20 protein-coding genes are annotated in these 19,495 nt (G+C 71.8%); 14 read left to right on the forward strand and 6 right to left on the reverse strand.

The window, feature by feature from the left end; genetic code table 11:
* From VF330_RS09505 to VF330_RS09515, 3 genes are all read left to right on the forward strand, one after another.
* Positions 1–190 (forward strand): acyl-CoA dehydrogenase family protein (locus tag VF330_RS09505; RefSeq protein WP_330851148.1); only part of this gene is annotated, 190 nt, incomplete at its 5' end.
* 3 nt (positions 191–193) lie between these two features.
* Complete coding sequence (locus tag VF330_RS09510; protein WP_330851149.1) at positions 194–940, forward strand: MaoC/PaaZ C-terminal domain-containing protein; 747 nt, start codon at positions 194–196, stop codon at positions 938–940.
* Positions 937–1,491 carry a LuxR C-terminal-related transcriptional regulator gene (locus VF330_RS09515; protein WP_330851150.1) on the forward strand — a complete coding sequence of 185 codons (555 nt, stop codon included), beginning with the start codon at positions 937–939 and terminating at the stop codon, positions 1,489–1,491. The genes VF330_RS09510 and VF330_RS09515 overlap by 4 nt, the downstream gene beginning before the upstream one ends.
* Here the strand turns inward: VF330_RS09515 and VF330_RS09520 are convergent.
* Positions 1,488–3,188 carry a LuxR C-terminal-related transcriptional regulator gene (locus VF330_RS09520; protein ID WP_330851151.1) on the reverse strand — a complete coding sequence of 567 codons (1,701 nt, stop codon included), beginning with the start codon at positions 3,186–3,188 and terminating at the stop codon, positions 1,488–1,490. The two genes, VF330_RS09515 and VF330_RS09520, sit on opposite strands and share 4 nt — an antisense overlap.
* 198 nt (positions 3,189–3,386) lie before the next feature.
* On the opposite strand from VF330_RS09520, the gene VF330_RS09525 reads away from it, so the two are divergent.
* Positions 3,387–3,770, forward strand: coding sequence for an SsgA family sporulation/cell division regulator (locus VF330_RS09525; RefSeq protein WP_330851152.1), 384 nt, complete (start codon positions 3,387–3,389; stop codon positions 3,768–3,770).
* 3 nt (positions 3,771–3,773) lie between these two features.
* Here VF330_RS09525 and VF330_RS09530 read toward each other — a convergent pair whose 3' ends face one another.
* On the reverse strand, positions 3,774–5,804 hold the full coding sequence (locus VF330_RS09530; RefSeq protein WP_330851153.1) for a helix-turn-helix domain-containing protein: 2,031 nt from the start codon (positions 5,802–5,804) through the stop codon (positions 3,774–3,776).
* A 10-nt stretch (positions 5,805–5,814) separates the two neighbouring features.
* On the reverse strand, positions 5,815–6,462 hold the full coding sequence (locus tag VF330_RS09535; RefSeq protein WP_330851154.1) for a GntR family transcriptional regulator: 648 nt from the start codon (positions 6,460–6,462) through the stop codon (positions 5,815–5,817).
* Between the two features lie 102 nt (positions 6,463–6,564).
* On the opposite strand from VF330_RS09535, the gene VF330_RS09540 reads away from it, so the two are divergent.
* From VF330_RS09540 to VF330_RS09580, 9 genes are all read left to right on the forward strand, one after another.
* A complete protein-coding gene (locus VF330_RS09540) occupies positions 6,565–7,518 on the forward strand; it encodes an asparaginase (protein WP_330851155.1) in 954 nt (317 codons plus the stop codon).
* Positions 7,519–7,565: 47 nt separating this feature from the next.
* Positions 7,566–7,856 (forward strand): hypothetical protein, encoded by a 291-nt coding sequence (locus VF330_RS09545; RefSeq protein ID WP_330851156.1) that lies wholly within the window; start codon positions 7,566–7,568, stop codon positions 7,854–7,856.
* A gap of 89 nt (positions 7,857–7,945) precedes the next feature.
* Positions 7,946–8,368 (forward strand): peptide-methionine (R)-S-oxide reductase MsrB, encoded by a 423-nt coding sequence (gene msrB, locus VF330_RS09550; RefSeq protein WP_330851157.1) that lies wholly within the window; start codon positions 7,946–7,948, stop codon positions 8,366–8,368.
* 274 nt (positions 8,369–8,642) lie between these two features.
* Complete coding sequence (locus VF330_RS09555) at positions 8,643–9,536, forward strand: TIGR04222 domain-containing membrane protein (RefSeq protein ID WP_330851158.1); 894 nt, start codon at positions 8,643–8,645, stop codon at positions 9,534–9,536.
* A gap of 88 nt (positions 9,537–9,624) precedes the next feature.
* Complete coding sequence (locus VF330_RS09560) at positions 9,625–10,422, forward strand: TIGR04222 domain-containing membrane protein (RefSeq protein WP_330851159.1); 798 nt, start codon at positions 9,625–9,627, stop codon at positions 10,420–10,422.
* Positions 10,423–10,431: 9 nt separating this feature from the next.
* Positions 10,432–11,238, forward strand: a complete 807-nt coding sequence (locus tag VF330_RS09565) for a TIGR04222 domain-containing membrane protein (protein WP_330851160.1) — start codon at positions 10,432–10,434, stop codon at positions 11,236–11,238.
* Complete coding sequence (locus VF330_RS09570) at positions 11,238–12,056, forward strand: DUF692 domain-containing protein (RefSeq protein WP_330851161.1); 819 nt, start codon at positions 11,238–11,240, stop codon at positions 12,054–12,056. Before VF330_RS09565 ends, VF330_RS09570 begins: the two co-directional genes overlap by 1 nt.
* A gap of 1 nt (position 12,057) precedes the next feature.
* The gene (locus VF330_RS09575) at positions 12,058–12,411 is read left to right on the forward strand and encodes a hypothetical protein (RefSeq protein WP_330851162.1); all 354 of its coding nucleotides are present in this window, start codon (positions 12,058–12,060) and stop codon (positions 12,409–12,411) included.
* A 173-nt stretch (positions 12,412–12,584) separates the two neighbouring features.
* Positions 12,585–15,644, forward strand: coding sequence for a S8 family peptidase (locus VF330_RS09580; RefSeq protein ID WP_330851163.1), 3,060 nt, complete (start codon positions 12,585–12,587; stop codon positions 15,642–15,644).
* A gap of 39 nt (positions 15,645–15,683) precedes the next feature.
* Here VF330_RS09580 and hemQ read toward each other — a convergent pair whose 3' ends face one another.
* The 3 genes from hemQ to hemE are packed head-to-tail and all read right to left on the reverse strand — an operon-like array spanning position 15,684 to position 18,861.
* Positions 15,684–16,376: a hydrogen peroxide-dependent heme synthase gene (hemQ, locus tag VF330_RS09585; RefSeq protein ID WP_330851164.1), complete on the reverse strand. Its 693-nt coding sequence runs from the start codon at positions 16,374–16,376 to the stop codon at positions 15,684–15,686.
* 23 nt (positions 16,377–16,399) lie between these two features.
* Entirely contained in the window at positions 16,400–17,827 is a 1,428-nt protein-coding gene (gene hemG / locus VF330_RS09590; RefSeq protein ID WP_330851165.1) for a protoporphyrinogen oxidase, read from the reverse strand.
* Positions 17,827–18,861, reverse strand: a complete 1,035-nt coding sequence (hemE, locus tag VF330_RS09595; protein ID WP_330851166.1) for a uroporphyrinogen decarboxylase — start codon at positions 18,859–18,861, stop codon at positions 17,827–17,829. Before hemE ends, hemG begins: the two co-directional genes overlap by 1 nt.
* Before the next feature lie 72 nt (positions 18,862–18,933).
* On the opposite strand from hemE, the gene VF330_RS09600 reads away from it, so the two are divergent.
* On the forward strand, positions 18,934–19,482 hold the full coding sequence (locus VF330_RS09600; protein ID WP_229905701.1) for a DUF3000 domain-containing protein: 549 nt from the start codon (positions 18,934–18,936) through the stop codon (positions 19,480–19,482).
* Positions 19,483–19,495: the final 13 nt, after the last annotated feature.

The following is a 19,495-nucleotide window of genomic DNA, read 5'->3' on the forward strand; positions in this document are numbered from 1 at the left end:
CAACGAGATCGTCGACCGCGTGCTGCAGATCCACGGCGGCATGGGCTACACCCGTGAGCTGCCGGTCGAGCGCTGGTACCGCGAGCTGCGGCTGCTGCGCATCTACGAGGGCACCGACGAGATCCAGCGCCGCACGATCGCGCGCAACCTGCTCAAGGGCCACGCCAGCGTGCGCGGCACGCGCGGTTAGCACGTGCTCGACCACGACATCCTCGGCGTCGTCGAACGACAGGTCCGCACCTGGTCGTCCGGCGACGCCGAGGTGTACGCGGCGGCGGTCGGCGGCTACTCGCCGGCGTTCGCGATCCCGTTGTTGCAGCACGGCGGCCCGCAGCTCGGGCTGACCGGCGCCGACATGACGCGGGTGCTGCACGCCGAGCAGTCCCTCTGGCTGCACGGGCCGCTGCCCGCGGACGGTTCCGCGGTCGTCACCAAGACCGTCGAGCACATCTACGACAAGGGATCCGGCGCGCTCGTCGTGAGCCGCTGGGAGTCGGAGCACGCGACGACGCGCTCGTCGTGCTTCGTCAAGGGCGACGGCGGGTTCGGCGGCGAACGGGGCCAGACCGGCAAGTTCACCGTCCCGGACATCGCGCCCGAGATCACCTCCTTCCGGACGAGCCACGACCAGGCGTTGCGGTACCGCGAGACCGGCGACGTGAACCCCATGCACCACGACCCCGGGTTCGCGCGGCGGGCCGGGTTCGACCGGCCGATCCTGCACGGCCTGTGCACGCTCGGGATCACCGTGCGCGGCAAGGACTTCACCGAGCTGCACGCCCGCTTCACCGCTCCCGTGCTGCCCGGTGACGAGCTCAGGATCGAGCACTGGCCGACCGGTGAGTTCCGCACGTCGGTGGACGGCAGGCAGGTGCTCGTCGGAAGGGTTCGGCTTTCCGAAGTGGACGACCGGGAAGACCCCGCACGATCGGGGGCATGAGCAGTGCCCTGGTGGACGCAGGCATCGAACCGGTGCGCGTGGCGGTGGAGTCCCGCGACCTGATCAGCGCGGCCGGTGTGACCCACCTGCTGACGAGCTCGCCGCGGGTGCGGGTGGTGGCGGAGAGAGCGGACGCGCACGTCCTCCTGGCCCTGGTCAACGAACTGTGCGCGCAACAGGCCGCACGGCTGCGCGCCAGCGGCTCGTCCAGGATCGTCGTGATCGCCGCACGGGTGCACGACCTCACGCCGTCGATCGCCGCGCAGGCCGGCCTCCCGCTCCCCTTGCGGCGCGCGGACGTCACCGCCGAACGCCTCGTCAAGCTCCTCGTCGGCGGGCAGCCGGTGCAGGACAGGGACCCCGTGCTCGACGACCGCGACCGGGAGCTGCTGCGGCTGCTGGCCGACGGCGCGACCGTTGCGGAGGTCGCGGCACGCCTGTTCTGCTCCGAACGCACGGTGAAGTACGCGCTGCACCAGCTGCTGGAACGGTTCGGCCTGCGCAACCGCGTGCACGCCGTGGCGTGGGCGTTGCGCTCCGGACTGCTCTAGCCGCTCGCGAAGACCAGCGGCAGCTGCACCCGCCGGGTGATGCCGACCTTGCGGTACACGCGGGTCAGGTGCAGCTCGACCGCGCGGCGCGTGACGCCGAACCGGTCCGCGATCTCCCGGTTCGTCGCCCCCTCCAGCACGCGCCGCACGATCCGCGACTCGTGCGGCGTCAACGCGTCCCACGGTCCCGCCGCACGGGATGCGCCGAGGGCGAGGTGCATGCGTGTGCGGTGATGCAGCAACAGGGAGTGCGCCCACGACTGCGGCAGCTCGCCCATGTACCCGAGACGCACCAACACGTCCCGGGCATCGGCAGATATGCCATTGTCCACACAGGACGCCACGAACGCACCCGTTGCCAGCGCCGCACAACCACGCTCAGGTGACATCTCACCGAACTCGCCCATGAGCCGCACGACCTCGGCGTGCTCGCCGCGGTCGCGGTAGGCCCACATCTCCAGCGCCGTCAGCCAGTCCCGCTCCGCGCCGACGAGCCGGGCCCGCGGCTCCGGGCCGAGGTCGCCGCACTGCCAGTCGAGCGCCACCGCGTCGAGCCACTCGGCCGCCTCGCCGTCGACGGCCGACCGCAGCCGCGCCAGCTCGTCGGCCCGCGGCGGGACCCCGCAGCGCAGGTGGAGGTCCGCCAGCCCCACCGCCACCCGTGCCACGACGTCCCCGCTCAACGGCTCGCGCAGCGCGGCCCGCAGGCACCTCACCGCGCTCTCCGGCCGTCCGGCGGCGCGGTGCCGACGTGCCGCGCTGTGCAGCACCGGCCCTGCCCACGGCGTCCGGAGCGGTTCGGCACAGGCCACGACGTGCTCCGCGACGACCGAAGGCGGTGCGCAACGCCGTTGCAGCACTTCGGCAGCAGAGCGGTGGAGGCGGTCGCGGAGCTCGGGCGGAGTCTCGTGCCTGATCGCGTGGCGCAACGCCGGAGTGCGGACGCGCATCGGCTCGTCCACGACCAGCCGGGCGTCGACGAGCCGTTCGAACGCCGACAGCGCGCGGAACGAGTCCAGCCCGGCGACCTCGCACAGCACGTCCAGCTGAGCATCTCCCAGCACAGCCACCGCGCGACCGACCGCCACGGCGTCGGTGTCCAGCTGGTGCCAGTTCCGTCGCACGGCCCGCAACAGCCGCGGCAGCCGCAGTCCGGGGAGCAGGTCCGCCGACAGGTCCTGACCGAGGTCCAGCACGTCGCTCACCACGCCCGGCGCCCCGCCGCTGAACTCGGCCAGCGGCGACGCCAGTTCCGGCACCCCGCCCCGCCGTCGCACCACCTCCGCCACCGCCGGGGCGTCGAGCGGCCGCAACGGCACGCGCACGGCGTCGACCACGTCCAGCAGGTCCGGATCGACGTCACCGCCGAGCACCAGCACCCCCCGGAACCGCGCCAGCCGCTCGGTCTCCTCGGCGGAAAGCCGTTCGACGTCGTCCACGACGAGCACGGTGTGCCGGTCGTCTCCGGTCACCGCCCGCAGTCCTCGCACCGGCCGCAACCCGCTGCGGACCGCGATCGACGACGCGACGGCCAGCAGTGCGGTCTTACCCATGCCCGTCGTGCCGTGGACCACGCACGACCGCGCACCGCCCAGTGCGTCTGTCAAGGCGGCGATCTCCCGCTCACGCCCCACGAGCAGGCCCTCCGCCTGCCGCACGACGGCACCGACGAGACCGGGGCGCAGCGGCGTGACCATGCCGTCCAGACAATCCCGGGCCGCGGGAAAGGACCATGCAGAAGCACCGGCAGAAGTTCCGCGTTCTGCCCCTTCGCGCAGTGAACGTGAAAACTGTTCGGTGAATCAATTGGTGATGTCAACCCCCGAACATGAACCATTCCCGTGCCGTTTACGTGAACTCTGGTGAACACAGGCGAACACCACAGGGAGTCCCCGATGCGGGTCGCGTCACGCACCGTCTTCGACTTCGTCCGGCTCAACGGCACCACCGCGCCGGTCGAGACGGAACTGATCTACCAGGCCGACGACCCGTTCGCGGTGACCATGCGGTTCCACTCCGGCGGCTCGGTGGCCACCTGGGTCATGGGCAGGGAGCTGCTCGCCGAGGGCATGGCCAAGCCGGCCGGTGACGGCGACGTGAGACTGCGGCCGCACTCCGGCCGAACCCTCGTGCTGGAGCTGCTGTCCGACCGGCACGCGACGGTGTTCCGCTTCCCGGCGACCACGCTGCGGAAGTTCCTCGCCGCCACCCACCGGCTCGTCCCCGCGGGCAAGGAGCGGTTCGACGCGGACGCGTTCCTGAGCACGGTCCTGCGCTGACGCTCACCCCTGCGGATCGAGCTCGGCCAGCCGTTGGGCTTCCGCGCGATGCACCGACGTCAGCTCACGCCACGACGTCATCTGTGCGCGCTCGTACACGTCTTCGGCCTCGGTGAGCACCGCGATGGCCTCGACCGGCCTGTCCGCGTCCATCAGCGCGAGACCGAGCCATCCGAGCGTGCGACCCAGTGCGGAGAGTTCGTAGGTCGTACGTGCGTACGCGCGTTGCTCTCGGGCTACTTCTTCGTGCAGCAACACGGCGGCCACCGGACGGTTCATCCGCCGCCACAACACGCCGAGTACGGACCGTGCGTAGTGCACGTCCTGAGGCTCGCGCATCGCCTCGATGGCCCGCAGACACACACGTTCCGCCTCATCGTCCTGACCGAGCCCGCTGTGCGCGGCCGACGCGATGAGCCACACCCAGCCCAGGTGGCCGGTCTCCCCCGACGACTCGGCGACAGCCACCGCCCTGGTCAGCACCTCCAGCGCGGGCCCGGACCGGTCGGCGACGTCGAACAGCACCCAGCCGAGCTGGGCCAGGACCACGACCTCCTGCCACGGCTCCAGCGCGGACGCGAGCGCGGCGCGGTAGACGCGTTCCCAGACCAGACCCGGTTCCACGGCCGCGTAGTGCGAAAGTGCGATCACAGCGCGCGCCACGTCGTCGTGCAGCCCTCTCGCCTGTGCGCGCTCGACGATTTCCGGCAGCAGGTCGCGATGTTCGTCCAGCCAACGCCTCGCCGTCGGCACGTCGGCGAACCTCTGCTCACGCGGATGCACGCGCCGTGCGTCGCCCGTCTGCCCGAACAACACCCCTGCGGCCACAGTCGTTTCCAACAGCCAGGCGATCATCGCGCGGTGTGCGTCGTCGTCGGTGGCGTCGATCAGGCCGTTGGCGAACGTCCGCACGAGAGCGTGCATCGAGTACCCGCGGTCGTCGGGTTCGAGCAGGCTCACGTCGGCGAGGTCCTCCAACGCCTGTGTGGCCTCCTCGACGCCGATGCCCGCGAGCACGGCGGCGAGGTCCGGCGTGACGCTCGTGCCGACGAGCAGCCCGAGCCGGCGGAACACCAACCGCGCGGTGTCCGGGAGGTGCGCCAGCGACACCTCGAACGCGCCCCGCACGTCCAGGTCGCCCGCGGTGAGCGCGGCGAGCCGGCGTTCCTCGATCTGCTCCACCAGGTGCCGCACCGGCCAGCGCGGGCGGCTGGCGAGCCGGTTGCCCGCGATCCGCACCGCGAGCGGCAGCCGTCCGCACAGCTCGACCAGCTTCCGCGCGGTGGCGGCGTCCTCGGCCGCACGGGCGGCGCCGACGATCGACGAGAGCAGCTCGACGGCCGCGTCCTCCGTCAGCCCGCCCAGCCGGAGCCACGTGGCACCCGTGAGGCCGGCGAGGCGGTGCCGGGACGTCACGATCGTGAGGCAGCCCGGTTCGGCCCGGAGTGTGCGCACCTCCTCCTCTGTGCGCGCACTGTCGAGCACGACCAAGAAGCGCTTCCCCGCCACCAACGACCGGTAGAGGCGCGTCTGACCGTGCACGTCCTCCGGCATGTGTTCCGCCGGGACACCGAGGTCCTTCAGCAACCGTTCGAGCGGCGGCGCCGCCCCGTCCAGCTCCACGAGCAGCTGCCCGTCCGGGAAACGCGCCTCCAGCAGGTGCGCGGCCCGCACGGCGAGGCTCGTCTTGCCGGTCCCCGCGGCCCCGTGGACCACCACGAGCCCGCCGCACGCCGACGCGATGGCGTCGAGCTCGGCGTCCCGCCCGACCAGATCCGCCACGTACATCGGCAACGAGCAGACCGGCAGCGCCGCCCTGCCCGACCGGGCGAGCCGGCGCATCTCCTCCCGGCCCGGCTCGTCGAGGCCGAGCGCGTCGAGGAGGGCCTCGGTCGTGCGCCGCTGCGGCGACCGGGCCCGGCCGCGTTCCATGTCGCTGATCGCGCGGACGCTGACCCCGGACCGGGCGCTGAGCTCCTCCTGGCTGAGCCCGGCGGTCCTGCGGTGGTGCACAAGGCGGGCGCCGAACGTCATAACGCAGAAATTAGCGGTTGAGGCTCGTCAGCATCTGTGCGCACACACGAGAGAGATGGCGCCGCATCACGGTCGACGCGCGCGCCGCGTCCCCGTCCTCGACTGCCTTCACGAGCTCGTCATGGTCGTCCATCGACGCGTGCTGGTGCGGCGGGTCGTCTTCGAGCGCACTGCGCAGGAGCACCACGCGTTGCTGCACGAGCCGCACCTGCTCGGCGATGTGCGGACTGCGGGCCGCGTCCAGCAGCGCCTGGTGGAAGGCGAGGTCCAACCGGTACGGGAACGGCTGCCCGGCCTTGTAGTTGCGGCGGCTCTCGGCGCAGACCTCGTGCAACCGCACCAGGTCGACGTCGGTCCGGCGCGACGCCGCCAGTTCCGCCGCGGCGCACTCCAGGGCGGTGCGCAGCTCGAACAGGGCGCGGACGTCGCTCGCGTCGGCGTCGGGCACGAACGCGCCGCGGTGGGGCACGAGCGTGAGCAGCCGCTCGGAGGCCAGGTGCCGGATCGCCTCGCGCAACGGGCCGCGGCTGATGCCGAGCTGCTGCGCCACCTCGACCTCGTTGACCCGCGAGCCGGGCGGGATCACCCCGGTCAGCACCTGCTCGCGCAGCACGTCGACGGCCTGCCCGGCGAGGCTGAGGTGCAGAGGGGGTGTCACCTTCGTCTCCTGATCTGGACGGCACCGGCCGTCCACCCGATAAGCTAGCGAACGTGTCAACTGTCGACAGTTGGCAGTTTCCGCGCGGCGAGGAGGGTGACGATGGGACACGAGGTGCTGGCCGAGGTCTGGCGGGGCGACTTCCTGGAGTCGGTGCACCACGGCACCGTCGTCGCGACGGAGGCGTCCGGCTCCCCCGTGCTGTCCGTCGGGCGGCCTGACGACGTCGCGTTCCCGCGGTCGTCCAACAAGCCCCTGCAGGCCCTCGCGATGCTGCGCAGCGGCCTCGACCTCGACGGCGAGCTGCTCGCCCTGGCCTGCGCCTCGCACTCGGGCGAGGACTTCCACGTCGAGGGCGCGCTGCGGATCCTGGCGTCGGCCGGTCTCGGCGAGGACGCCCTCCAGTGCACCCCCGACCTGCCGATCGGCGAACAGGCCCGCGCCCGGCACCTGGCCCTCGGCCTCGGCGCCGCCCCGAAGTACATGAACTGCTCCGGCAAGCACGCCGCCATGCTCGCCACCTGCGTCGCCAACGGCTGGCCGACGGACAGCTACCTCGACCCGGCGCACCCGTTGCAGGTCGCGACCCGCGAGACGATCGAGGACCTGGCCGGCGAGCCCGTCGCCCAGGTCGGCGTCGACGGCTGCGGCGCCCCGATCTTCGCCATCAGCCTCACCGGTCTCGCCAGGGCGTTCGGTCGCCTGGCCAGCGCGCCGGAGGGCACCCTGGAGCACCGCGTCGCCACCGCCATGAACACCCACCCGCAGTGGGTCGGCGGCACCGGCCGCGACGTCACGGAGCTGATGAGCGCCCTGCCCGGCGTCATCGCCAAGGACGGCGCCGAGGGCGTCTACGCGGTCGGCCTGCCCACCGGCGAGGGCGTGGCGCTCAAGATCGCCGACGGGTCGTCGCGGGCGCGGGCGGTCGTCGTCGTGGCCGTGCTCAAGCGGCTCGGCGTGGACGTGAGCGCGATCGAGGACCTCGCCACCGTGCCGGTCCTCGGGCACGGGCGCGCGGTCGGCGCCGTGCGGCCGTCACTCGCCGTGGCGAGCTGACGTCCGCCACACCGAAATCATGACCCTCAGCCATTAAGCTGGGGGTTATGGGCGAATCGAAGGACGAGCGCGAGCAGTTCGAGGAGGAACTGATCGGCCTCGACCCGCACGACCCCGAGACGAAGGCCTTCGCCGCACACCTGGACCGGATGAAGCGGCAGGGCCCCGGCTACACCGTCGAGGGCTACCTGGACGGCGTCCGGGACTTCGCCGACTCGGCCAACCGCACGACCGGGCACCAGCGGCTCGTCGCCGTCATCGTCGTCGGCCTGATCCTGCTCGGTGTCATCCTCACGATCTGGTTCGCCCTCGGCGACATCCTCGCCATCATGTTCTGATCCGAACCACTCCTTAACGGGGTCTTACGGCCGCACACGGGCGACCGCGGCCGGGAAGCCCAGCGGCACGGGCGGAGTTATAAAGAGACATGGAACCTGTTGTCGGCACCACCCCCAAGGTCGTGCGTTCCGAAGAGGAATGGCGCGCCCAGCTGAACCCCGCCGAGTACGCGGTGCTGCGCCAGGCAGGCACCGAGCGCCCGTGGACGGGCGAGTACACCGAGACCAAGACCGAGGGCGTCTACGAGTGCCGCGCCTGCGGCGCCGAACTGTTCCGCAGCGACACCAAGTTCGACTCGCACTGCGGCTGGCCGTCGTTCTTCTCGCCGCTGGCCGGCGAGGCGATCATCCTGCGCGAGGACCGCGCCCTCGGCATGAAGCGCGTCGAAGTGCTCTGCGCCACATGCCACAGCCACCTCGGGCACGTTTTCGAAGGTGAGGGGTACCCCACGCCGACGGACCAGCGCTACTGCATCAACTCCGTCTCCTTGAAACTGGTTCCGTCCGAATAGGAGACTGGGCTCCGGAGTCCGGTTCAGCACGAGCCGGACCGAACTGGGAGGCACCATGCACCGCTTCGGCACCGATGGCGAAGGCTCCGGCGGAGTCGACGGCGGCTCGTCGAGCTGACGTCGGCGGCCGGGCTCGCGGAGTGAGCACCGGCCACCGCAAGTGACGGAGGACGGGCAACCCTAAGGCTTCGTCAACAGACCTTGTGAGCATGTGGCCCGGACCACACCATGGACTTCACCGAAGCATCTTCGGGGCAGTCAGGGGGTGGGTCGCATGCAGAGGCCTTGGGGGTTGTCCGGACCGGAGTTCCTCCAGCTGTACTGGATCGGGCTGGCACTGGCGGTGCTGGTCGCGATAGTCGTCCGGGTACGCGCACGAGCTGGTCGTGGTGAGCAGCCCGTGCGTTCCCTGGACATGGACGAGCTCGCGTACCTCGCGGGCGGCCCGCGGCGCGTCGTCGAGACGTCGCTCGCGCGGCTGCTGACCGCGGGCGAGCTCCGCACTTCCCGCCGTGGCACCGTTCAGGCCACTGCCGACACCAGCTCGCGCAACGCGGTGGACCGCGCCGTCGTCACCGACGCCCAGCGCTACACCAACCGCACCGTGAGCCTCCTGGTCCCGGCGGTCGCCCAGGACGAGGCCGTCACCTCGATCGGCCGGCGCCTGGAGGAGATGGGCCTGGTCATCACCGCGGACGCCGCGAAGAGCGCACGGCGCAAGGGATCCATCGCGCTGTGGGTGCTGCTCGCGATCGGCGTCGTCCGCTGGGGCAACGGCATCGCGATCGACGCGCCCGTCGGGTGGCTGACCCTCCAGCTCGTCCTCACCGGCCTGCTGATCCTGGTCCTCACACGCGGTGGCAAGCACGTCCGCACCGGCAAGGGCAACCGCGTCCTCGACGAGGCGCGCACCTCCCGCAGCCGGTCGGCGATGCCGGACGAGGCCCTCTACGCGGGCGCGGCCGGCCTCGTCCTCTTCGGCGGCCTCACCGTCTACCCGGACCTCGCGGTGCGCAGCTCCCTGCTCGCCTCCTCGGGATCCGGCGCGGGGTACAGCAGCTCGAGCGGCAGCTACAGCTCGTGTTCGTCCAGCTCTTCCTCGTGTTCGAGCGGGAGCAGCTGCGGCGGGGGCGGCGGCTGCGGTGGCGGGTGCGGCGGCGGCAGCTGACCGCGTTTCCGGTTCTCGTCAGGTAACACCAGGAACCCAGGGGTAGATCTCACGTCGAAGGTGCACCGGCTCAGTGAGGGGAGTGCTGATGGCCACCACTTCGACACCGCACCAGGTCGTCTGGACGGCGGAGGAGATCGGGTTCCTGGCAGGGGGTCCGGGCAGGGCGGTGGAGGCCGCGCTGGCCCGGTTGATGGACGGCGGTCTCGTGCGCGTCTCCCGCGAGGGCCTCGTGACCGCCGTCCACCAGAACGACCACGGCGCCACCACTCCGATCGAGGCGTACGTCCTCTCCGGACTGCACGGCGCCGCACGTCCGCTGCGCCAGCTCGTGCCCGTGTCGGCGGCGAGCCACGAGGTCGGTGGGCTGCATCAGAGCCTGGTCGCCCGCGGGGTGGTGCGGGCGAGCTGGGGTAAGCCCCGCGGCGGCATCCGCGCCCTGCGGGTGCTGCTGGTCGTCCTCGCGGCGCTGTCCCTGATCGCCATCATCGCGGTCGACGGGCGAATCGTCCTTTTGACGGCTTTGTTGCTGCTGCTGGTCTTCCTGCTGCGCGACAGGGGCCGGCTCACCGCACAGGGCAAGAGCGTGGTGGTGCACGCGTTGCGGAACCAGCGCGGTGGCGCGGACGTCGTAGCCTTGCACGGCCTGAACCGGGGCGGGAAGCGCCCGCGAAGGTCCACTACGAACAGTGGCGGCAGCTGCGGCAGCACCACCTACGACTACTACGACCACACGAGCGGGTGCTCCAGCTCGTCGAACTGCTCCAGCAGCAGCTGCGGCAGCTCCAGCAGCTGTTCGAGCAGCAGCAGTTGTTCCAGCAGCAGTAGCTGCAGCAGTTCGAGTTGCAGCAGCAGTAGCAGTAGTTGCAGCAGCTCCAGCAGCTGAGGGGGAACGATGGTCACACCGACGACGACACGGGGAACGCGGTTCACCCCCGAGCAGATCGGCTTCCTCGCCGCGGGTCCCGGCAGGGCCACCGAGGCGGCACTGGCCCGGTTGCTCGACGCCGGCCTGCTCAGGGTGTCGCGTGACAACCGGGTCTCCGCCGTCCACCAGAGCCGCCAGGGCGCGACCACGGCGGTGGAGGCGCGCCTGCTGAACCAGACGCGGACGCCGGTCTCGCTGAAGTCCGCGGTGAAGATCACCTCGTCCGGCACGGAGGTCAGGGCGCTGCACCAGCAGCTGCTCGACGACGGGCTCATGCAGCGGCCCCGGCCCCGCAACGCCGCGTGGTGGTTCCTCCTCGCGATGGCGGTCGTGCTGGTCGCGGTCAGCTTCCAGAGCCCGTGGGCGCTCGTCGGCGCGGCGAGCTTCCTGCTGATGGGGATCTGGCTGCGCGGCCGCAAACCGGTCACCAGAGCGGGCAGGGCGGCGCTGCGGAGCGCGACCGCGAGCGACCGGGTGTTCGCGGTGGCGCTGTACGGCTTCACCGGCAAGGTCGGCACCCAGGAGGTCGGCGACCTCTTCGACCTGCCCAAGGACGTGGCGAGGTCCATCCCGCTCAAGCAGAAGAAGAAGCGGAGGTCCTCCGCCAGGGGCGGCGCCTCGTGCGGGGCGGCGGTGGCGAGCTACAGCAGCTGCGGCAGCACCGGTTGCGGCAGCAGCCACAGCCACAGTTGTGGTAGCAGTGGCCACAGCTGCGGCGGAGGCGGCAGCAGTTGTGGCGGCGGCGGTGGCTGCGGTGGCGGAGGAGGCGACTGATGGCGGGGATCAAGGACCTGGGCGTCGGCATCGGCTGGCGTTCGGAGATCGACCTGACCGTGGAACGGCTGCCCGGCGTGGACTTCGTCGAGGTCGTCGCCGAGAACCTCCACATCGGACACCTGCCGGAGTCGGTGACGCTGCTGCTGGAGCGCGGCATCCCGGTCCTCCCCCACGCCGTGTCGTTGTCGCTGGGCGGCGCGGAGGAGCTCGACATGGGCCGCGTCGAGCACCTGGGCGCGGTGGCCGAGGCCGTCGGCGCGCCGATGGTGAGCGACCACGTGTGCTTCGTCCGGGCCGGCGGGCTCGACTCCGGCCATCTGATGCCGGTGCCCCGCACCAGGGACGCGCTGGACGTGCTCGTCGAGAACGTCACGCTGGCGCAGCGGAACCTGCCGGTGCCGCTCGCCCTGGAGAACGTCGCCGCGCTGCTGGAGTGGCCGGACGGCGAGCTGTCCGAGGGCGAGTTCCTGGCCGAGCTCGTCGAGCGCACGGACTGCTGGCTGCTCGTCGACGTCGCGAACCTCTACGCCAACGCCCGCAACATCGGCACGGACCCCGAGCGGTTCCTCGACGAGATCCCGCTGGAGCGCCTGGCCTACGTGCACGTCGCCGGCGGCGTCGAGCACGGCGAGGTCTACCACGACACGCACGCGCACGCGGTCCTGCCGGAAGTGCTCGGGGTGCTCGACGAACTCTGTTCGCGGGTGAATCCGCCGGGCGTTCTGCTGGAGCGCGACGACAACTACCCGTCCGACACCGAAATCGCGTCCGAACTGGCCGCGATCCGCGCCGTCGTGGACAAACACCGTGGCTGAAATGAGCGACGCCGCGGCCGCGCGCGAAAGGCTCGCGTCTCAACAGGCGGCCCTGTTGAACGCATTGCTCGCCAACGGTCCCGCCCCGGCCGGATTCGACGAACGACGGCTTGCCGTCGAACGCCGCGCTCTGCTGTCCAAACGGCGCAGCGTCGCGCGGATGCTGGGTCCCTCCGTGGCCGACGAGCTGGGCGACCGGTTCCAGCCGCTCTTCGACGCCTACGCGGTCGAAAACCCACGTCGGACGGGTTCCCGCGCACGCGAGGACGCCGCGCGGTTCGCGGAATGGTGCCGCGCTTCGGGCGAGCTGGCGGAAAGCCGCAAGTCGTACTGGAAGTTCTGGCGAACGAACTGACAGTCGAACGGACCGGCCGGAATCGTCCGTTCAGCTCTGTGTGGCTCCAGCCGCCCCTCGATACGTTCGAAACCGTCGGGGGGCTTTTTCGATTGCCTTCGCATTACCGCGGAAGGCCTTCCGGCCTGCGCGGACCACAACGCGCGGTGAATTCGGCCCACGAGGGGACTCGAATGCGCGGAAAAGCAAAAGTGCTGGGTGCCGTGACGGCGCTCGCCCTGGCAGCGGCGCCGGCCGCCACGGCCGCACCACCGGCCGTCCCACCGCAGAAGGCGGTCGACGAGGTCACCCTCGTCACCGGCGACCGGGTCCTCCTCGGACCAGGTCAGCAGGTCGTCGCGATCCAGCCCGGCGAGGGCCGCGGCACGACCAGGTTCCGAACGCTCGAAGGACCCGACGGACACACACTGGTCATCCCCGCAGACGCGTTCGGGCCCCTGGCGGCGGGCCGGCTCGACCGCAGGCTCTTCGACGTGACCACGTTGCTCGACTTCGGCTACCGCGACCGGTCGCCGTTGATCGTGAACGGCCGCGGGAGGACCGGCACCCGGAGCGCGGGCGACTGGAACGCCCTGCGGCTCTCCGGGGACAAGATCTGGCTCGACGGCCTCCGCAGGCCGACCCTCGACCGGTCGGTCGCGCAGATCGGCGCGCCGGCCGCCCACGAGCGCGGCATCACCGGCAAGGGGATCAAGGTGGCCGTCGTCGACACCGGTGTCGACGAGAAGCACCCCGACCTCGCGGGTCAGCAGGTCGCCGAGAAGAACTTCACCACCGACCCCGACAACACCGACAACATCGGTCACGGCACGCACGTCGGCGCCACGGTCGCGAGTCACGGCGCGCAGTACGGCGGCGTGGCCCCCGGCGCCCAGCTGCTCGACGCCAAGGTGTGCACCGCGCGCGGTTGCCAGGACTCGGCGGTCATCGAGGGCATGCGCTGGGCCGTCGAGCAGGGCGCCCGGGTCGTCAACATGAGCCTCAGCGGCCCGGACACACCGGAGGTGGACCCGGTCGAACAGGCCGTCGACGAGCTCACGGCGCAGTACGGCGCGTTGTTCGTCATCGGAGCGGGCAACTCCGGCTCCCCCGGCACGGTCGGCTCGCCGAGCACGGCCGAAGCCGCGCTGTCCGTCGGCGCCGTCGACCGCGACGACCAGCTCGCCTCGTTCTCCAGCAAGGGACCGCGTGCCGGGGACAGCGGGCTCAAGCCGGAGGTGACCGCGCCGGGCGTCGGCATCGTCGCGGCGGCCGCCGGCACGAACGGCGGGCACGTCGCGGCGAGCGGCACGTCCATGGCCACCCCGCACGTGGCGGGCGCCGCGGCTCTCCTGCGCCAGGAACACCCGGAGTGGACCCCTGCACAGGTCAAGTCGGCCCTCACCACCACCGCCAAGCCGACGGCCGGTGTGAGCGCGTTCGACCAGGGCGCCGGGCGCATCGACGTGTCCAAGGCGATCGACCAGGTGCTCACCGGCGACGCCACGGTCAACCTCGGCAAGCACGAGTGGCCGCACGACGACGACAAGCCGGAGATCAGGCCGATCACCTACACCAACCCGACCGGGGCGGCGGTCACGCTCGACCTGGTGCTCACCGGCACCGCACCTCGGGGCGTGCTCGCGCTGAGCGCCTCGAAGGTGACGGTCCCGGCCGGCGGCACCGCGTCGGTCGACGTCATCGGCGACACCCGTGCCGGGACCCAGGACGGCACGTTCAGCGGTGAGGTCGTCGCGACCTCCGGCACGCACACCGTCCGCACGCTCGTCGCCATCGACCGCGAGGAGGAGCGCTACACGCTCGCGGTCGACCTCACCGACCGCGACGGGCAGGACCCGGCGAGCTCGTCCACGTTCCTCGTCGGCCTCGACAACTCCGTCGTGCAGGTGCTCGACACCGCGGGCGACCTGAAGATCCGCCTGCCGAGGGGCACCTACGTGCTGGAGACGTCGATCGGCTCGGACGAGGGCCTGGACCTGCTGGTGCAGCCGAACGTGGTGCTCACCGCCGACACCGCGATCACGCAGGACGCCCGCCTCGCGAAGCCGTTGTCCATCATACCGCCGGAAGCCCCCGGGAGCTCCGTGGTCGGCGAGCTCGCGTGGCGGCGCACGCTCGGCAGCCGGACGGTGGCGTCGACGACGGTCGTGCACGGCGGTTTCGACGGCATCCGCACAGCCCAGGGCGGTGGACCGCTGTCGTCGGCGGAGATGGCGTCCCTGGTGACGCTCCAGGCCGACGCCGCCGAGGCCGGCACGTACTTCCGGCTGTCCTACCCGGTCGGCGGCAGCCTGCCGACCGGGCTGACGCGCGCACCGCGGAAGGAGGACCTGGCCCGCGTCGAGGCCACGATCGGCGGACTCGCGCCCGGCAGCACGGCCCTGAAGGGCGAGCTCCCGGCGTCGTCGCTCGGTCTCTACGGCGGCGGTCTTCTCTACCGGGCGCCGGAGAGCGGCAAGGTTGTCGACTACGTGACGACCGAGGGCCTGCGCTGGCAGTCGTTCGTGCTGAACACCCACCCCAACGGTGCCGTGGAGCAGGTCACCTCCGGGTTCCGCACGTACCAGGCCGGGCGGACGTACCAGGAGCGGGAGAACCGGCCGGTGTACTCGCCGGGGTTGCCCGAGTCGTCGTTCCCGTCAGCCCACCGCCGCGGGGGAACGCTGACCTTCAGCCTCCCCTTGCTGAGCGATGCGGGCAACGGCACCGGGTACTCCACTGTGGACAGTGCGCACACTGCGCTCTACCGCAACGGGATGCTGCTCGGTGAGGTCGCGTCGACGAGCGGGATCTTCGAGAAGGTGCCGCCGGCGCCGGGGGACTTCCGCGCCGAGGTGAGCCTCGACCGGAGCTCGCAGTTCGCGTTCAGCACCGAGGTGTCGGGGACGTGGACGTTCAGGTCCACCGGTACCGAGGGCAGGACCGACGCGTTGCCGCTGTCGGTCGTGCGGTTCGCGCCGAAGCTCGACGCGAACGGCGCGGTGCCCGCGGGCACGTTGCAACGCATCGGGTTGTCCACGCAGTCGCAGGGCGACACGGGTGCGGTGCGCGTCACCGGCGTGCAGTACTCGCACGACGACGGCAAGACGTGGCGTCCGGCGGGTGTGGTCGGCGACAGCGCGCTGGTCTACCACCCGGCGGGAGCGCGGTGGGTGTCGTTGAAGGCCACCACCGCCGACGCCAGGGGCGGCACGTCCGAGGTGACGGTGATCCGCGCCCACCGGCTGAGCTGACGACCGGGAGGGCCGTCGCGGGACGGCCCTCCCCCGCCGCTACGGCAGGTTGAGCACCAGCTCGGCCGCCGGAACGCGGGTGCCGGTGTAGAAGGGGATCTCCTCGCGCACGTGCAGCCGCGCCTCGGTGCCGCGCAGGTGGCGCATGAGGTCGACGATGCGGTGCAGCTCGTCCGCCTCGAACGCGAGCAGCCACTCGTAGTCGCCGAGCGCGAACGACGCGACGGTGTTCGCGCGCACGTCCGGGAAGTCGCGGGCTTCCTTGCCGTGGTCCGCCAGCATCTTGCGGCGGTCCTCGTCCGGCAGCAGGTACCACTCGTAGGACCGCACGAACGGGTACACGCAGATGTACTTGCGCGCCTCCTCACCCGCGAGGAACGCGGGGATGTGGCTGCGGTTGAACTCCGCGGGGCGGTGCAGGGCGACCTGCGACCAGACCGGCGTGGAGACCTTGCCGAGCGGCGTGCGGCGGAAGCCCGTGTAGGCCTGCTGCACCTGCTCGATCTCCTCGGCGTGCCACCAGATCATGAAGTCGGCGTCGGCGCGCAGACCGGCCACGTCGTAGACGCCGCGGACGACGACGCCCTTGCCCTCCAACGCGTCCAGGTAGTCCTGCGTCTCGCTGGCGGCCGCCGACCGGTCCTCCGGCAGCCTGCCGGGTTCGACCCGGAACACCGACCACATCGTGTAGCGGATGGTGTCGTTGAGCTCGTTGTAGTTCAGGCGCGCCATGACTCCATCTTGGCACGCGCCCCTCAGCGGCGAACGCGGCCCAGCAGGTGTGCTGCGACACGGGCGGCGGCCGCGTCGGCGGTCGCGATGCACGCCGGCACACCCACCCCGTGCAGCGTGGCGCCGGCCACCGCGAGGCCGGGGACCTCGGCGATGCCGCGTTCGATGGTGTCCACCAGGTCGACGTGGCCGACGCCGTACTGCGGCAGGCCCCCGCCCCAGCGCTGCACCACGGAGTCGATCGGCGCGGCCTTGATCCCGGTCAGCTCGTGCAGGTCGTTGCGCACGGCCTTGACCAGGTCGGCGTCGCTGCGCTGCAACAGCGCCGTCTCGCCGTGACGGCCGACCGAGCCGCGCAGGATCACCGGCTCGCCGTAGTGCGCCCACTTGCGGCTGGAGAACGTGAAGGCCTTGGCGGTGAACGGGGTGATGCGGTCGCTGTAGCGCTCGCCCTCGGCGATCAGGATCCCGGAGCGGTCCGGCAGCTCCGTGCCCGGCGGCAGCGCCAGCGCGACGACGGCCATCGAAGCGACCTCGACCTTGCCGTAGGCGGCGGACACCTGCGGCGCGATCTCGTGCAGCAGCTTGCGCGCGGACGGCGCCGGGACGGCGAGCACGACGCCGTCGCACTCCAGGTACTCCGGGGTCGCGGCGGACCCGATCTCCAGCCGCCAGCCGCTGCCCAGCCACGACAGCACGCGCACCGGCAGGCCCAGCCGGACCTCGGGCCGCGCGACCTCGGCGAGCCGGTCGACGAGCGACGACACGCCGCCGTCCAGGGTGGCGAACACCGGCGGACGCGCGGCACGCGGCTGCGGCGGCGCGGGCATCATCATCGCGGCGGCCGCGAGCAGCGAGCCGACGCCCTTGTCCAGCAGCGTCGCGATCTGCGGCATCGTGGCGCGCAGGCCGAGCTCGTCCGCGCGGCCCGCGTAGACGCCGCCCAGCAGCGGGCCGACGAGCCGGTCGCCGATCTCGGGGCCGAACCTGTCCTTCATCAGCGCGCCGACGGAGACGTCGCCGCCGTCGAGCGCGACCGGGGGCAGCGTCGGTTCCATCTCGACCCGCAGCGCGCCCTCGGACGACAGCAGGGGCCGCACGCTCTCGACGCTCGCCGGGACGCCCATGAACGTGTGGGCGGGCAGCTGGTGCGTGCGCCCGGCCGCGTGGACCGACGCCTTGGCGCCCGTGGGGTGCACGACGTGGCCGCCCAGGCCGATCTCGGCGATCAGCTCCTGCGCCTCGGGCTTGCGGTGCAGGAACGCCTCCGCGCCCACGTCGAACCGCACGCCGCCGAGCTCGGCGGTGCGCAGCTTGCCGCCGAGGCGGTCGGACTGCTCGACGACGGTGATCCGGGCGTCCGGTCCGAGCAGCATCCTCAGGCGGTGCGCGGCGGCGAGGCCGGAGACCCCTCCCCCGACGATGGCGACGTGCGGCGCTCTGGCGTGCATTACAAGCTGTGGATCAGTTCGACGGTCCGGGTGATGATCTCCGGATCGGTGTCCGGCAGCACGCCGTGGCCGAGGTTGAAGATGTGGCCCGCGGCCGCCCTGCCCTCGGCGTGGATGCGGCGCACCTCGCGTTCGACGGCGTCGAAGCCCGCGAAGAACAGCGCCGGGTCCAGGTTGCCCTGCACGACCGGCTTCGGCAGCTCGGGAGCCGCCTGCTCCAGGCGCCGCACGGCGACGTCGAGGGGGATGCGCCAGTCGACGCCGACGACGTCCGCGCCGGCCTCGCGCATCGCGGGCAGCAGCTCGCCCGTGCCGACGCCGAAGTGGATGCGCGGCACCGTCGTGATGGTCTCCAGCACGCGCTTCGAGTGCGGCAGCACGAACTCGCGGTAGTCGCGCTCGGACAGCGCGCCCGCCCACGAGTCGAACAGCTGGACCGCGTGGACGCCCGCGTCGAGCTGGGCGTGCAGGAACGCCGCCGTCACGTCGGCGATCCTCGCGAGCAGCGCGTGCCACAGCTCGGGGTTGCCGTGCATGAGCGCCTTGGTGCGCTCGTGGTTCTTGCTGGGCCCGCCCTCGACGAGGTAGGAGGCCAGCGTGAACGGCGCTCCGGCGAACCCGATCAGGGCGACCTCGGAGGGCAGTTCCTTGAGCAGCAACCCGATCGCGTCGGCGACCGGCTGGACCTGCTCGGCGTGCAGCTCGGGCAGCGCCTGCACGTCGGCGAGCGTCCGCACGGGGTGCGCGACCACGGGACCGGTGCCCGCGACGATGTCGAGGTCGACACCGGCCGCCTTGAGCGGCACCACGATGTCGGAGAAGAGGATCGCGGCGTCGACCCCGTGCCGCCGGACCGGCTGCATGGTGATCTCGCGGACCATCTCCGGGTCCATGCACGCGTCGAGCATCGCGGTGCCCTGGCGGAGCGCCCGGTACTCGGGCAACGACCGTCCCGCCTGCCTCATGAACCAGACAGGGGTGTGCGACGGGGTGCCGCCACGAGCGGCCACGAGAAGGGGGGCTTGTGCGTTCATATCTCTTTCATGGTCCCACGTCCCGGCGTGCCGCCGTCACTCGGCCGGATTGCGAGGCATACAGTCAGTTGCGTGACCGAGCCGGAAATCTTCCGCCGGGCGGTGGGGACGCTCAAGTCGGTTCGCCACAGGCCCGAGATCGAACTCACCGAGGTTCGCCCGCCGCAGCGGCTGGCCCCGTGGGCCTACGCGCTGACGGCGGAGGTCACCGGTCCGTCGGACGAGCTGTCGACGGGACGGCTCGTGCTGCTGCACGACCCGGACGGCGACGAGGCGTGGGGCGGTGTCCTGCGCGTCGTGGCGTACGTGCGCGTCGAACTGGACCACGAGCTCGCGTCCGACCCGCTGCTGCCCGAGGTCGGGTGGTCGTGGCTGACCGAGGCGCTCGAGCAGTCCGGGGCGGGGTTCACCGCGCTGGGCGGGACCGTGACGCAGACGTCGTCCGCGCGGTTCGGCGACATCGCCGGACCGGCCCGCACGGACGACCTGGAGCTGCGCGCGTCGTGGACCGCGCTCGACGGTGAGCTCGCCGAGCACGGCACCGCGTTCTACGAGCTGATGGCGACCGCCGTGGGCCTGCCGCCCGTGGGGGTCACGCTGTTCGGCCAGCGCCAGCCCTGACGCCGACCGATAT

This window comes from Lentzea sp., assembly GCF_036380075.1.
In the GTDB taxonomy this organism is placed as follows: Bacteria; Actinomycetota; Actinomycetes; order Mycobacteriales; family Pseudonocardiaceae; genus Lentzea.